Here is a 13,090-nt window from a genome sequence, read left to right on the forward strand (position 1 = left end):
GCCACATGGCATTCCCTGCGAAACATTGTTGCACCGCGCACATTAACCTTTTTATTATTGCTCCAAACCACAGTTTTAATCTTAGACCGATACATAAGGGCCTTTGCCTGATGAAGCATCTCACGACCCTCGTTGTCTGCACCGCGGCACTCACGTCTTTTGCTGATATTGCGACAGCGCAAGACGCACCACTGAACTGGAGCGCTTTGTCTCAGCTCAGCAACTCGGAAGTAGAAAACACTGCGCGCAACACACTCGCCGCGCAGGGCATTACGACCATATGCCAGCTGTCCCCCAATACAGACGCGCTGCAGGCTCAGCACAGCACCGAAAACACAGCCCTTTCAGAGGCTGGACTGCTGCCCGTCCCCGAAGATCAATACCTGATCGCCTATTTTGACGATACAGGCCTTAAGACATCAGAACTGCTACATGCCTTTTCCGGCCCGGTGCAATCAAAGACCCAATTTAATGCCGTTTATGTCTGTGCAACCAATCAAGACGCCCGTTTTTCGGCCAAATCTCAAGGGGACCATATTCGCGTCACGCTGCACCCCTAAAAAAGATACATCGTTAGCTCATCATAAATACCTCATCGGCACACTGGACTTAGTTTTTTGGAAAATGGGGATTTCATAGATGACGAGAAAATGGGTTAAACTATTATCACTTGTGGGGTCGCTATGCGTTGGCACAGCGACGACGGCTCAGCCGATTACAGCCTATACAGCTGTCTTGCCCCCGTTTACTCTTGGCACTGAAAAAGAAATGCCGGGGATTTCCCATGAAATCCTGACAGAAATGGCCAATCGTGCCGGCGTAAAAATTACGATTGAATATGTACCTTGGAAACGGGCACAAGTCTTTGTTCAAGAGACACCAAATACCTTACTTTTTACGGCTGGGCGGTCCACCGCGCGCGAGCCGCTCTACCATTGGGTCACAGAATTCCTTACGACCGACGAGATTTTTGCAACGACCTCTGCCCCTGTAAATTCAATAGACGAGGCAAGACAGCTCTCTCAAATTGCAGTTCTTGATGGATCTCCAAAACAAAAACAACTCAGTGCCCTTGGACTAACAAATATCTATTCAGCCACAACCACCTCAGCTGCGGCACGATTGCTTGGCAGCAATCGGGTAGATGCATGGTACACATTCGATCACCGTGTGCTTCATGCAATGAAGGCTGAAGGGTTAGATCCGAAAAGCGTTACCATTGGCGCGCCAATACAAACCTCAAGCCTCTGGTTAGCTGCCCACCTGGAATTCGACAAGGAAGTCTCTGAAACCCTTACCAACGCCTTACGAGAGATGCGCATGGACGGCAGTTATGAGGCAATTGTATCAAAATACCTGAACTAATTCGATATTTGATCCAGTCATCACTATGAAAAGACGCCCAACTGGCGTCTTTACTTATTTCAATCAGACGCACCACGTAGCGCTGAACCCGCCCTTTTACGCACTTTTACGCAAGATCCTCTAAAGTTTTAATTTCTCGATCACTTTGGATGATCAAAGTTAGGACTACCGCAATAAAAAACCTTTACTCCGCAAGAGACTGCCTGCCTGGCAGCACTATACAAACACACTTGCACAAGGCAAATTCGAGATGTTCAAACGCTCATCACTTCGCACCAGCCTGGCTTTGGCCCTAGGTCTCTTTACAACTGCAGTTCAAGCCGAGACGATCACGGCCTATACTGGCACGTTGCCCCCTTATACGATGGAAAATGGTGGTGCACCGCAGGGGATTGCGCATGAACTCGTTACCGAAATGGGCAAGCGCGCAGGTATTGATATCACAATCGAATACATGCCTTGGAAACGCGCCCAAAGCACCGTTCAACAAACGCCCAACTCCCTGTTACTCCCAACCAGCCGGACAACCCCGCGCGAAGATATCTACGCATGGGTCTCCCAACTTCTGGTCGCCGATGAAGTCTTTGCGACCAAAAGCTCAAGCATCGATTCACTTGATCAGGCGCGCGGTCTGAAAAGTATTGCAATCATGGGCGGCACACCGCGCGACAAGCGACTGCATGCTGAAGGCTTTGAAAACCTGACCGTGACCAAAGACACAATCACCGCAATTCGTCTGCTGGATGCGGGGCGCACGGATGCTTGGTTCACATTGAACCATCGCTTCTTCTACACGCTGAAACAGGAAGGGCTGGACCCCAACGGCGTAACAGTTGGTTCCCCGATCAAATCACAACAGCTTTGGCTTGCCGCGCATAAAGACTTTGACGCAGACACCGCTGCAGCGCTCGCAAAAGCCATGGAAGAGCTTCAAGCTGACGGCACCTATGATGCGATCTTGGCAAAATACCTGAACTGATCCCTCACACATCGCTAAATTTGGCAGGGGCAGCGCAATTTCGCGGTGCCCTTTTTCCCGTGGCCTTTCATTGTCCCTTGCCCCTTGCGCCGCACAGGCCTAGAACGCAGAGAACACATGGATCAAAGGAAGACAGCGACAATGCTCGACCTGACATATGAACTCCCCAAGCCCAAGGTGATTTCGGGCGCCAAGCATGACTGGGAACTGGTCATCGGCATGGAGGTACATGCCCAGGTCAGCTCTAATGCGAAACTGTTTTCAGGCGCCTCCACCAAATTCGGAGCCGAGCCCAATTCAAACGTCGCTTTTGTGGACGCAGCGATGCCCGGCATGTTGCCCGTGATCAATGAATTCTGCGTCGAACAAACCGTGCGCACTGGTCTGGGCCTGAAAGCAGAGATCAACCTGTGGTCCGCCTTTGATCGCAAGAACTATTTCTACCCTGACTTGCCCCAAGGCTACCAGATTTCCCAGCTTTATCATCCCATTGTAGGCGAAGGCGAAGTGCTGGTTGAACTGGGGGATGGCACTGCGCGCAATGTGCGTGTGGAACGGATCCACATGGAGCAAGACGCGGGTAAATCCATTCATGACATGGATCCCAACATGTCCTTTGTGGACCTGAACCGCACCGGTGTCTGCCTGATGGAGATCGTCTCGCAGCCCGACATTCGCGGCCCCGAAGAAGCTGCGGCTTATATCGCAAAGCTGCGCCAGATCATGCAGTATCTGGGCACCTGTGACGGCAATATGCAAAACGGCAACCTGCGCGCGGACGTGAACGTCTCTGTGTGTCTGCCGGGTCAGTATGAGAAATTCCAGGAAACCGGCGATTTCTCCCATCTGGGCACCCGGTGTGAAATCAAGAACATGAACTCCATGCGCTTTATCCAACAAGCGATCGAGGTTGAAGCGCGCCGCCAGATTGCCATCATCGAGGCCGGGGGCAAAATCGATCAAGAGACCCGTCTTTATGATCCAGATAAGGGCGAAACACGGTCTATGCGGTCCAAAGAAGAAGCGCATGATTACCGCTATTTCCCTGACCCTGATCTGTTGCCGTTGGAGATCGAACAGGACTGGGTGGATGATATCGCGGCCAAATTGCCCGAACTGCCCGACCAGAAAAAATCACGCTTTATCAGTGAGTTTTCGCTCACTGACTATGACGCATCAGTGCTCACCGCTGAGGTTGCCGCGGCGTCATATTTTGAAGAGGTGGCACAGGGGCGCACCGGGAAACTGGCCGCCAACTGGGTGATCAACGAATTGTTTGGCCGTCTGAAAAAAGACGACAAAGACATCACCGAAAGCCCTGTTTCGCCTGCACAGCTGGGCGGAATTATTGATCTGATTTCCTCAGATGCGATCTCGGGCAAAATCGCCAAAGATCTGTTTGAAATCGTCTACACCGAAGGCGGCGATCCTGCTGAAATCGTTGAAGAACGTGGCATGAAACAGGTGACAGACACCGGCGCGATTGAGGCGGCTTTAGATGAGATCATCGCGGCCAATCCAGCGCAGGTGGAAAAGGCCAAAGAGAACCCAAAACTGGCGGGCTGGTTTGTGGGTCAGGTGATGAAAGCCACCGGCGGCAAGGCCAATCCAAAGGCGGTCAACCAGCTGGTTGCGGCCAAGCTGAAGGGATAATTCCGCACGCCTCAAATCAACAAAAGGCGCTTCTATTGAGGCGCCTTTTTTCATGGGACTTTGAGGGGGTGACATCCATGCACCCTTTGTGCACCGCCTGTGCACCGTCTCGCTGCATGTGGTTTCACCCAAGTCCGAGAAATCTGAAAATCGCGCTGAGTGCTGACTGCCAGTAAGGGGTGAGAACCTGAAGGCTTGCCGCATCTAATGCAGCAACTGCCGCGACACCCGCCGTCGTTCCTATCGTTTTCCCTGCGCTGGTTCCTGCGGCCTTGAAAGCGTTTTCTGTAAAGCTCCACCCGAGAGCGACCATTGCGCGCAAGAGCCGCCCTACAAATGTGACGCGCTGGCTATGCTGAACAAGGTCTTGTTCATCCTCCACAGGTGCCAATATTTTTTTACCCGTCTCTGGCAGATCTGAAAGCGCGCCGGGATCAGAGTGTTCACCCACAAACTGAGCCGTTTTGAGGAGCGCAACAGTCTCTTCTTCCAGTGCGGTATTTGGCATCAGAGATTGAACGCGTTCGACAAACGCCCGCGTTTCTGAATCGGCGCTGTAGATCTCGACCCCGACGGATTGAACGATCTCCACGAACCCTGCAATTAACGTATCGGTTTTTTGCATCAGGAATTTCACCATTCCGGTCGCGCCGTTTGACATGCGCGACGATCTCACCACAGATTTCATAAAGGTCTGTCGGTAGGTTTCCGGTTTGATTGATATCAAGATGCCAGTCTTGCGTATCCTGATAGAGCAGGAAGTAAGCGCCGTTGCCCTCGACCCGGTCGAATTTCCGCAAAGCACGATTTAGCTTTCGCTGCATTCGATCATAAAGCACTTGCGGCAACGGGTCACGCGCCTCAACATGCAACTTGCCGGTCTTCGGGTTTACAGACACCTGTTCATTGCGCTGCGTAAGCGCAAGTGCGTCCTCCGCAAGGTTGCCCTGTGGTTTTGGCAGGGTTTTGTATTTTTCCTCAATCTCCGCGATGATCGCAGCCAGCTCTACCGCGCCTGCGCTGGTTTCGCCTTTGTCCCAGTCCTCGGGATCGATCAGCGCGATCTCTTCCAACATTTTCCAATGACTATCCCAATCCCCGGTTAAGGGACGTCCCGCGACAAGAGCATTGTACCAGTGTCGGATAAATTCATGCCCCGGCGTACGTGTGAACCAGTCAGATGCCGCTCTCCAAGATCTGACCATAGGTCCTGGTATGTAATCCTGCCAAAGCCGCCACTGCATCAAATCATAACCTTGCTCCATTGCCGCAATATCCGTGCGCAAGGTCGCCCAGATATTAACGCCAGCGGAGGCGGCGGAGGTAGAGGTGGAGGCGACGGCATCGTAGTAGGCACTGGCAGCGGCATCGTAGGAGGCACTGGCCGCGGCATCGTAGGAGGCTCCGGCAGCCGCGGCAGCCCCGGCTGCGACGTAGGCGGCAGCAGCATGGGCGTCAGCGCCAGCGGCGTCGTAGACGTAGGCGGCGTAGGCAGCGGTCCTTGTATCCGATGTTGGTATTTTGTAGGAAACACCGGATATAAGAAGCGCCCTGAAAACAGGGAGTGCTGTAAAATCACGCTCCCGCGCCCAATCTTGATGCAGTGCTGCACCCCACACCGGAAAGACACGCAAGGCGCAACGTGTGGCCAGCACAACCGCAATATCGTGGCGGTGCTCTTCTGGCTGTTCTTCCAGCCACGCCTTAAACGTTTCGCTATCTACAATCTCTTCAATCGCCACCATGGGCCAATCCTTTGTCTTCAATAGGGGGACTTTGCCTGTGGGGAGGGGGTTGGGCAAGGGCTTTGCTTGACGGGGGGGATAGAATGGCTAAACCTGCAGCAAACAGGAGCACCCCCATGCAAGCCTATGAATATAAAGTTGTCCCAGCGCCCTCTAAGGGAACCAAAGCCAAGGGCGTGCGTTCGCCCGAGGGGCGGTTTTCCAATTCGATTGAGATCCTGCTGAACGAGCTGGCGCTTGAGGGTTGGGAGTATCAGCGGGCCGAGTTGCTGCCCTCGGACGAGCGCACGGGGCTGACCGGGTCAACAACCAATTGGCGCAATGTGTTGATCTTTCGCCGCGCTGTTGTGGCGGAGGTGGCAGAGGCGCCTGTGGTCGCACCAGCGCCTGTTGCCGCACCCGCGCCTGAGGTGGTGCCAGATGCGGTGCATGTGGCCCCTGCAGTCTCTGCCGCGCCGCCCCTCACAGCCACAGCAGGCGATCCCGAAGCACCGCCCACCGCAACACCAGTCCCCGGCCCCGGTGCCGCAACGATGCTGAAAGATGATGGCGTGGAAGAGGTGAGCCCGGTTGTGGGCGTCACCCAAGCGCTGCGCAGCCGCGCCGCACAGCGCCAGCCGGACGGCGAATAATCAGGGGTCAGGCGCCGATGTCCAGCGCCAGCGCATGAATGCGCGGCACGATATCGCCCAGGGCCTTGTGAACGCTGCGGTGCTGCTGCACACGGGATTGCCCCGCAAAGGCGGCTGCGCGTATTTTGACCGAGAAATGGCTTTCTCCGCGCCCGTCGTGGCCTGCGTGGCCGATGTGCTGGTCGCTGTCGTCTGAGACCGAGATCTCAGCTGGGGAAAAGGCCGCTTTCAGGCGCTGTTCGATGTCGTCGCGCATGCTCATTTTTCACTCATCTCCATAAAATTTCCTCTGCCCCCTTCTATCTGGCGGGAGTTAGTTTAAACTCTCGATCCCGAGTCGAACAGATGCGTCTAGAAGGTGCACCCCCATGAGCAAATCAGATCCTTTCGGTTTCGATATGTCCGTAAGCTCTGCCAAAAAGAAAAATCCGCGCGGACGGCGCGCCACCTCGGGGGCGTCTGAGACCTCCGTACGTGTGTGTGATAAGCCGGGCTGCGATAAGCCCGGTAAATTCCGCGCGCCCAAGGCACCTGATGTGCTGGATGATTTCTACTGGTTCTGTCAGGAACATATCCGCGAATACAACAACAGCTGGAACTTCTTTGAAGGCACCACCGAGGCTGAGCTGAACGCGCAGCAGTCCAAAGACAAGGTCTGGGAGCGTGAGACCAAGCCGATGGGCGATCCCGAAGCGCGTGCCTGGGCCCGGTTGGGCATTGAGGATCCGCATCAGGTCCTGGGCCAGAATGCGACGCAAAATCCGGGACGAAACGGCCAGGCTGCAGGCCGCCGCCTGCCCGCCAATGAGCGCCGCGCGCTAGAGGTTCTGGAAGCAAAAGACGATTGGTCCAAGGCCGACATCCGCAAGGCCTATAAAAAGCTGATCAAGGTTCTGCACCCCGATATGAACGGGGGTGATCGCAGCCAGGAAGAACAGCTGCAAGAGGTTCGCTGGGCCTGGGATCAGCTGAAAGACAGCCGCAGCTTTAAGTAATACACTAAAAAACGGCCCTTCGGGGCCGTTTTTCATTGGTTCTTTATTTGCGTTGCTTTGACGGGGCGCAAACCCAATCTTAGATTTACATCCACACGTTGTCCCTTATTCAAAAGTGGGATGGTCAATGATGTATATTCATTCAACACAGCATTCTTACATCAACACGCGGGTTTACTCCGCACGGGCTCAAACAACGCACATCAGTGCTGATCGCGCCAGTAGGTATCAATCTGGCCACGCTGCGCCGCATATCGACACATATGCTGCGCCATCTCGTGCGGAACTGTCACCTTCGTTAAAAGGGAAATTAGGCTCCCTCAGGTCGTTGACACAGGCGTGGGTCATTGAGCTCACAGCGTCGTTTGAAGATCAAGTGTCACAGTTTGAAATTGAGCGGCGAAACCACCCTGATCGGTATCCAGAAACTTGGCAAGATTATACCCCTCCTTCGCAACCCATGCTCGAATTTGACGAGAGTGGCGCGATTATAAATCTGGAAGAGATTAAGGAGATCATCAGGGTTGATGCACAGCTCACGCAAACCGTATCTGGCATACAAAAAGCAGATGCATTTCGTACACATGTCAATAGTCTGCAGGATTTTGCCACAAGCAGAACCGCATCTCCGGTTTGGACCATCTACATCGGGTCACAACACTTCAAAACCGACGCTGAAAAGTTTCCAGACACTATGATCACCGGGGTTGTTGACGCGCAAATGCGGGTTATTGATACCCTAGAGAACTTGTCGAAATCTGCGTACTATAACACTTATGCGGCGGATCATGACCTGACAGCCAGACCGATCCCCAGACGAAGCCATGCAGACCGTGACGCGCTGCGCGCAGATCTGTGGGCACATCGCAGCAGTCAGTACAATCATGCGCCATCAGGGCAAGTGACCGTGTATTCCAGCGTTTTGGCTGCCGATACCGAAAACGCCTATCGCACAGTTGATCTGCGCACCGGGGCCGAACAGATCCAAGCTGAGAATCAGGCCACAAACCACTCGGAATGGTCAATGAGTAACCGCAAAGAAGACGCCATACAGCGGGTTCTAGCGGCATTCAAAGGAGAGCTAAGATGAGGCAAAGCCGTCGTCACGATGGATCGTCGCAGGGTTGAAGTTGCGGAAGCAAAAGACCACCCCAGCTTTAAGTCTCCAGACCCAAAATCGATACATCAAAGGAGGCGCAAACCGCGCTCTCTATTGTCTTTAGCCTTGGTGCTGCCCGGATGATCTGCGATCTGCAAGGGGCAGGCTTGCTGCATCATGGAAAGCAGATTTTCACGCATATGCTGCATCTGCGCGATCTTTTGGTCAAGCTCCGTGATCTTTTGTTGAAAAAGTGCCGCCGTCTCCGCTGCGGTCATGCCCTGACCCGCGCGCGCAGCAATAAGGGTGCCCATATCGGCCAGACTAAACCCAAGCTGCTGGCCCTGCTTGATCAGCAAAACCAATCTGGCGACGGCCGGGTCGAAATCGCGATACCCATTCGGCCTGCGTATAGATTGTATCAGCCCGCGTTGCTCATAAAGGCGCAAGGTATCACGGCTGACACCGGTTTTGGCGGCAAGTTCACCGATCTGCATTGATGTTTTCCCTTGACCTTAGACCATGGTCAAAGGTTTATCTCTTGCCCCAACCCAAAAAGGAAGGGCAATTCATGTTTTCAGCAAAGACATTTCACAAGATTTATCGGTTTTCCGCCTGGTATGACCTGCTGGTCAGCTGGCCTTTTGCGTTGCCGATGACAATGGGGCTGCTGTGGAGCGCCGTCTTTACCCCCTTAAACAACGGGCTTGGCCTTGCTCCTTTGCCGCAGCTTGACGTGCATGCGGTCTTGTTTGGCAATTTCTTCGGGGCTGTTGTGATTATCTGGGCGGCGGCGCGGCTTTATCTGGATGATGTGCGGTTGGCGGTGTTTGACGGCATCGGTCGGTTGCTGTTCTCTTTTGCGATGATATGGGCACTATGGCATGGCATCAGCCCTATTCTTTTAGGCTTCCTCCTGCCTGAGCTGGCTCTTGCTGCCCTGCAGCTATTGGGTAAGCGAAGCAGCCAACACCAAGAGCCACTTGCCTAAATTTGCGTCATACTGCCAAATACTGTCACGCCAGCTGGACCTATTTGGTAATGCCAAATGACGCAATCGCACCTCTGATTGTATCAGATACGCCGTGCCCCCTTGCTCTTACATCTCAGATCAGGCACCAATCGGCGCGAACACGTGCCGGATTTTTCGCGGCCGCCCAAGGATAGCCGAATTGCGGCAAAGACACGAAGGACGCCTGAGATGAGCGACGGATTTTTGGACATCAACGCAAAGCCAACTGAAACCATTTCGGTACGCGACGTCTTTGGCATTGACACAGACATGACCGTCAAAGGTTTTGCTGAGCGCACCGATCGTGTTCCGGCCGTTGATCCCACATATAAGTTTGATCCTGAAACCACGCTTGCGATTCTTGCGGGCTTTAGCCACAACCGCCGCGTGATGATCCAAGGCTATCACGGCACGGGGAAATCCACCCACATTGAACAGGTGGCATCCCGCCTGAACTGGCCTTCGGTTCGGGTGAACCTTGACAGCCACATCAGCCGGATTGATCTGATCGGTAAAGATGCGATCAAGCTGAAAGATGGCAAGCAGGTCACTGAATTCCACGAAGGCATCCTGCCTTGGGCCCTGCGCAACCCGGTTGCGATTGTATTTGATGAATATGATGCGGGCCGCGCCGATGTGATGTTTGTCATTCAGCGTGTGTTGGAAACCGATGGTAAGCTGACGCTGCTCGATCAAAACGAAATCATCACGCCGAACCCCAACTTCCGCCTGTTTGCAACAGCGAACACTGTCGGTTTGGGTGACACCACCGGATTGTATCACGGCACCCAACAGATCAACCAGGCGCAGATGGACCGCTGGTCGCTGGTCTCAACCCTGAACTATCTGAGCCACGACGCAGAAGCCGCAATCGTTCTGTCAAAAGCACCGCATTACAATACAGAGGCGGGCCGCAAGACCGTAAGCCAAATGGTAACCGTGGCGGATCTGACCCGCACCGCATTCATGAATGGTGATCTGTCCACCGTGATGAGCCCCCGCAGCGTGATCAACTGGGCGCAAAACGCCGAGATCTTCCGCAACGTTGGCTATGCGTTCCGCCTGTCCTTCCTGAACAAATGTGACGAGCTGGAACGCCAGACCGTGGCCGAGTTCTACCAGCGCTGCTTTGACGAAGAGCTGCCCGAAAGCGCGGCGAGCGTAAGCCTAGGTTAAAATGGAGCCTCTTGCTGACGACAAGTTCTGGAAATCTATTGGCCTGATTGAAGGGACAGGGTGGAGCGATGCAAAAACTGATCTCGCTCCGCTCGTGTACTTCTTGAGTAAGCAGACCGATAACACGATCTTTTCGTTCGAGGAGGCCCTTTCGAGGAAGGTTCACGCACTGGACACCCGAAAGCACTACCGACGCATGTGCGGCTTTTTTCCGGGACAAGCAGATACGTTCCTGTATAAAAGGTTAGCGGTGGTCGCACAGGGTGAAAGAGTGTTTGAGGCAATTCTCACCAGTCCAAAACGCTACATGCGTTGGCCCACTGATTGGCTAGAACAATTGCTCTACACTGCGCGTGAAGCCTATGAATTGAAGCACGGTACAGAGATGCCATTTTCGGCGACTGTAAGTGTCGAGAGTTTTGAAAACGAAAGCGGCTGGCGATCATGACCAAACCAAACGACAACCCCGCCGATCCGTTCAAGAAGGCGCTGGCCGAGGCCACCAAGGTCATGGCGGATGATTCCGAACTGTCGGTCAATTACACCGTCGACCCGTCGGGCCTGTCGGGGGATACTATGCGGCTGCCGCAAGTGTCGCGCCGTTTGACCCGCGAAGAGGTCTTGCTGGCGCGGGGCACTGCGGATGCGCTGGCGCTGAAGCACAAGTTCCATAATGCCGAAACCCATGCGAAATATGTGCCGCAAGGGGACATGGCGCGGGAACTGTATGAGGCGATGGAAACCGCGCGCTGCGAAGCGATGGGTGCGCGCCATATGCCAGGCACTGCGTCAAATATTGATGTGAAAATCAATCACGAAGCCCTGCGCAAGGGCTATAATCAGATCACCACCGCCTCAGAGGCGCCGCTGGCGGTTTCCGCAGGCTATCTGATCCGCCATCTGGCCACCGGCCGCCCACTGCCGGAAGCGGCGACCAACGTGATGGAGTTGTGGCGCGGGTTCATTGAATCACAGGCTGGCGAGACGCTTGAAAATCTGGATGAAACCATCGCGGATCAGGCCTTGTTTGCCAAATTTGCACGCCAGATGATCACCGATCTGGGCTATGGTGACCAACTGGGCGATGACCCAGACGCATTGGAAGAAGACGAAGAGTCTGACAACGAAGAAGGCGCTGACGAGGAACAAGATCCCGATAGCACCGGTCAGGACGAGAACGAAGAAGACGAGGCGGACGCATCACCTGAACAAGCGCAGGAACAGGAGCAAGACGAAAGTCAGGCGCAGGTTTCTGCGGATGAAATGGCCGAGGAAGAGTTCTCGGACGATCAGGAAATGCCCGACGGGGAAGCACCCCTGGAGCCGCCTGCCCCGCCTCCGGTGTCTGATGCCGATCCGGAGTATCAGGTTTTTCTGGACACCCATGACGAAGAAATCGCAGCCGAAGATCTGGCTGAAGCGGCCGAATTGGAGCGTTTGCGCAACTATCTGGATCAGCAGCTTGAACCCTTGAAAGGTGCGGTCAGCCGGTTGGCGAACAAATTGCAGCGTCGTTTGCAGGCACAACAGAACCGCAGTTGGGAATTCGACCTTGAGGAAGGCATTCTGGATGCCGGACGACTGGCGCGTGTGGTTGCAAACCCAACAACGCCCCTGTCGTTCAAGCACGAAAAAGACACGGAATTCCGCGACACCGTCGTGACCTTGCTGATTGATAATTCGGGCTCCATGCGTGGGCGCCCGATATCGATCGCGGCGATCTGTGCGGATGTTCTGGCGCGCACGCTGGAGCGGTGCAACGTGAAGGTTGAAATTCTGGGCTTTACCACCCGTGCCTGGAAAGGTGGCCAAGCCCGCGAAGCCTGGTTGAATGAAGGACGTCCACAACAGCCCGGCCGACTGAACGATCTGCGCCATATCATCTATAAATCGGCGGATGCGCCGATGCGTCGCACCCGCGCCAATCTGGGCCTGATGATGAAAGAGGGCTTGCTGAAAGAGAACATTGATGGCGAAGCGCTGGAATGGGCACACCGCCGAATGGTGGCCCGCCAAGAAGCCCGTAAGATCCTGATGGTGATTTCCGATGGGGCACCGGTTGATGACAGCACACTTTCGGTAAACCCCGCAAATTATTTGGAAAAACACCTGCGCGATGTGATCGCGATGGTTGAAAAACGCCGTCAGGTTGAATTGCTGGCGATTGGGATCGGCCATGATGTAACGCGCTATTATGATCGCGCGGTTACCATCACCGATGTGGATCAGCTGGCTGGCGCGATGACAGAACAGCTGGCAGCGCTGTTTGACAATGATCCCCGCGCACGCGCACGCGTGATGGGGATGCGCAAAGCGATGTAAAACGCTCACGATTAGTGCTCACCCCTTGCGTGAGCGCTCACAATTTGTGAAACTTATGAACAGGGCCTCGGAGATTTTCCGACGCCCTTTTCTTTTGCAGCGCATCCGTCAC

The 13,090-nt window shown here is 54.4% G+C and carries 15 protein-coding genes; 11 read left to right on the forward strand and 4 right to left on the reverse strand.

The annotated features are described in order from the left end of the window. Positions 1-110 precede the first annotated feature (110 nt). The 4 genes from BLP79_RS09520 to gatB all read left to right on the forward strand — a co-directional run bounded on the left by BLP79_RS09520 (position 111) and on the right by gatB (position 3,997). Positions 111-560, forward strand: coding sequence for a hypothetical protein (locus tag BLP79_RS09520; RefSeq protein ID WP_090218444.1), 450 nt, complete (start codon positions 111-113; stop codon positions 558-560). Between the two features lie 79 nt (positions 561-639). After that, positions 640-1,365: a substrate-binding periplasmic protein gene (locus BLP79_RS09525; protein WP_090218446.1), complete on the forward strand. Its 726-nt coding sequence runs from the start codon at positions 640-642 to the stop codon at positions 1,363-1,365. A gap of 250 nt (positions 1,366-1,615) precedes the next feature. Continuing rightward, a complete protein-coding gene (locus BLP79_RS09530; RefSeq protein WP_090218449.1) occupies positions 1,616-2,344 on the forward strand; it encodes a substrate-binding periplasmic protein in 729 nt (242 codons plus the stop codon). Between the two features lie 141 nt (positions 2,345-2,485). Further along, the gene (gatB, locus tag BLP79_RS09535; RefSeq protein ID WP_090218450.1) at positions 2,486-3,997 is read left to right on the forward strand and encodes an Asp-tRNA(Asn)/Glu-tRNA(Gln) amidotransferase subunit GatB; all 1,512 of its coding nucleotides are present in this window, start codon (positions 2,486-2,488) and stop codon (positions 3,995-3,997) included. Between the two features lie 124 nt (positions 3,998-4,121). Here the strand turns inward: gatB and BLP79_RS09540 are convergent, their stop codons facing one another. Both BLP79_RS09540 and BLP79_RS09545 read right to left on the reverse strand, forming a co-directional pair. After that, a complete protein-coding gene (locus BLP79_RS09540; protein ID WP_090218452.1) occupies positions 4,122-4,448 on the reverse strand; it encodes a hypothetical protein in 327 nt (108 codons plus the stop codon). Beyond that, a complete protein-coding gene (locus tag BLP79_RS09545) occupies positions 4,441-5,742 on the reverse strand; it encodes a hypothetical protein (protein ID WP_090218454.1) in 1,302 nt (433 codons plus the stop codon). The genes BLP79_RS09540 and BLP79_RS09545 overlap by 8 nt, the downstream gene beginning before the upstream one ends. Positions 5,743-5,858: 116 nt before the next feature. Between BLP79_RS09545 and BLP79_RS09550 the strand changes: the two genes are divergently transcribed. Next, positions 5,859-6,374, forward strand: a complete 516-nt coding sequence (locus BLP79_RS09550; RefSeq protein ID WP_090218456.1) for a DUF4177 domain-containing protein — start codon at positions 5,859-5,861, stop codon at positions 6,372-6,374. Positions 6,375-6,381: 7 nt separating this feature from the next. On the opposite strand, the gene BLP79_RS09555 is transcribed toward BLP79_RS09550, so the two are convergent. Then, on the reverse strand, positions 6,382-6,636 hold the full coding sequence (locus tag BLP79_RS09555) for a BolA family protein (RefSeq protein ID WP_090218457.1): 255 nt from the start codon (positions 6,634-6,636) through the stop codon (positions 6,382-6,384). A gap of 106 nt (positions 6,637-6,742) precedes the next feature. Between BLP79_RS09555 and BLP79_RS09560 the strand changes: the two genes are divergently transcribed. Both BLP79_RS09560 and BLP79_RS09565 read left to right on the forward strand, forming a co-directional pair. After that, positions 6,743-7,369, forward strand: coding sequence for a DnaJ domain-containing protein (locus tag BLP79_RS09560; protein ID WP_090218458.1), 627 nt, complete (start codon positions 6,743-6,745; stop codon positions 7,367-7,369). Between the two features lie 376 nt (positions 7,370-7,745). Next, positions 7,746-8,459 (forward strand): hypothetical protein, encoded by a 714-nt coding sequence (locus BLP79_RS09565; RefSeq protein ID WP_170830478.1) that lies wholly within the window; start codon positions 7,746-7,748, stop codon positions 8,457-8,459. Positions 8,460-8,554: 95 nt separating this feature from the next. Here BLP79_RS09565 and BLP79_RS09570 read toward each other — a convergent pair whose 3' ends face one another. Next, on the reverse strand, positions 8,555-8,965 hold the full coding sequence (locus BLP79_RS09570; protein WP_090218462.1) for a MerR family DNA-binding protein: 411 nt from the start codon (positions 8,963-8,965) through the stop codon (positions 8,555-8,557). 74 nt (positions 8,966-9,039) lie between these two features. On the opposite strand from BLP79_RS09570, the gene BLP79_RS09575 reads away from it, so the two are divergent. The 4 genes from BLP79_RS09575 (at position 9,040) to cobT (ending at position 12,978) form a co-directional block, all read left to right on the forward strand. Continuing rightward, positions 9,040-9,459 carry a hypothetical protein gene (locus BLP79_RS09575; RefSeq protein ID WP_090218464.1) on the forward strand — a complete coding sequence of 140 codons (420 nt, stop codon included), beginning with the start codon at positions 9,040-9,042 and terminating at the stop codon, positions 9,457-9,459. A 210-nt stretch (positions 9,460-9,669) separates the two neighbouring features. Further along, a complete protein-coding gene (gene cobS, locus BLP79_RS09580; RefSeq protein WP_090218466.1) occupies positions 9,670-10,656 on the forward strand; it encodes a cobaltochelatase subunit CobS in 987 nt (328 codons plus the stop codon). Position 10,657: 1 nt separating this feature from the next. Further along, complete coding sequence (locus BLP79_RS09585; RefSeq protein ID WP_090218468.1) at positions 10,658-11,104, forward strand: DUF4240 domain-containing protein; 447 nt, start codon at positions 10,658-10,660, stop codon at positions 11,102-11,104. Beyond that, positions 11,101-12,978 carry a cobaltochelatase subunit CobT gene (cobT, locus tag BLP79_RS09590; protein WP_090218470.1) on the forward strand — a complete coding sequence of 626 codons (1,878 nt, stop codon included), beginning with the start codon at positions 11,101-11,103 and terminating at the stop codon, positions 12,976-12,978. The genes BLP79_RS09585 and cobT overlap by 4 nt, the downstream gene beginning before the upstream one ends. Positions 12,979-13,090: the final 112 nt, after the last annotated feature.

It is taken from the genome of Epibacterium ulvae, from assembly GCF_900102795.1.
Taxonomy (GTDB): Bacteria; Pseudomonadota; Alphaproteobacteria; order Rhodobacterales; family Rhodobacteraceae; genus Epibacterium; species Epibacterium ulvae.

Coding starts and splice junctions, on each gene's coding strand:
- BLP79_RS09570 (WP_090218462.1), bottom strand. CDS start 8,965: ATGCAGATCGGTGAACTTGCCGCCAAAACCGGTGTCAGCCGTGATACC.
- cobS (WP_090218466.1), top strand. CDS start 9,670: ATGAGCGACGGATTTTTGGACATCAACGCAAAGCCAACTGAAACCATT.
- BLP79_RS09555 (WP_090218457.1), bottom strand. CDS start 6,636: ATGAGCATGCGCGACGACATCGAACAGCGCCTGAAAGCGGCCTTTTCC.
- BLP79_RS09530 (WP_090218449.1), top strand. CDS start 1,616: ATGTTCAAACGCTCATCACTTCGCACCAGCCTGGCTTTGGCCCTAGGT.
- BLP79_RS09550 (WP_090218456.1), top strand. CDS start 5,859: ATGCAAGCCTATGAATATAAAGTTGTCCCAGCGCCCTCTAAGGGAACC.
- gatB (WP_090218450.1), top strand. CDS start 2,486: ATGCTCGACCTGACATATGAACTCCCCAAGCCCAAGGTGATTTCGGGC.
- BLP79_RS09560 (WP_090218458.1), top strand. CDS start 6,743: ATGAGCAAATCAGATCCTTTCGGTTTCGATATGTCCGTAAGCTCTGCC.
- BLP79_RS09520 (WP_090218444.1), top strand. CDS start 111: ATGAAGCATCTCACGACCCTCGTTGTCTGCACCGCGGCACTCACGTCT.
- BLP79_RS09545 (WP_090218454.1), bottom strand. CDS start 5,742: ATGGTGGCGATTGAAGAGATTGTAGATAGCGAAACGTTTAAGGCGTGG.
- BLP79_RS09585 (WP_090218468.1), top strand. CDS start 10,658: ATGGAGCCTCTTGCTGACGACAAGTTCTGGAAATCTATTGGCCTGATT.
- BLP79_RS09525 (WP_090218446.1), top strand. CDS start 640: ATGACGAGAAAATGGGTTAAACTATTATCACTTGTGGGGTCGCTATGC.
- BLP79_RS09575 (WP_090218464.1), top strand. CDS start 9,040: ATGTTTTCAGCAAAGACATTTCACAAGATTTATCGGTTTTCCGCCTGG.
- cobT (WP_090218470.1), top strand. CDS start 11,101: ATGACCAAACCAAACGACAACCCCGCCGATCCGTTCAAGAAGGCGCTG.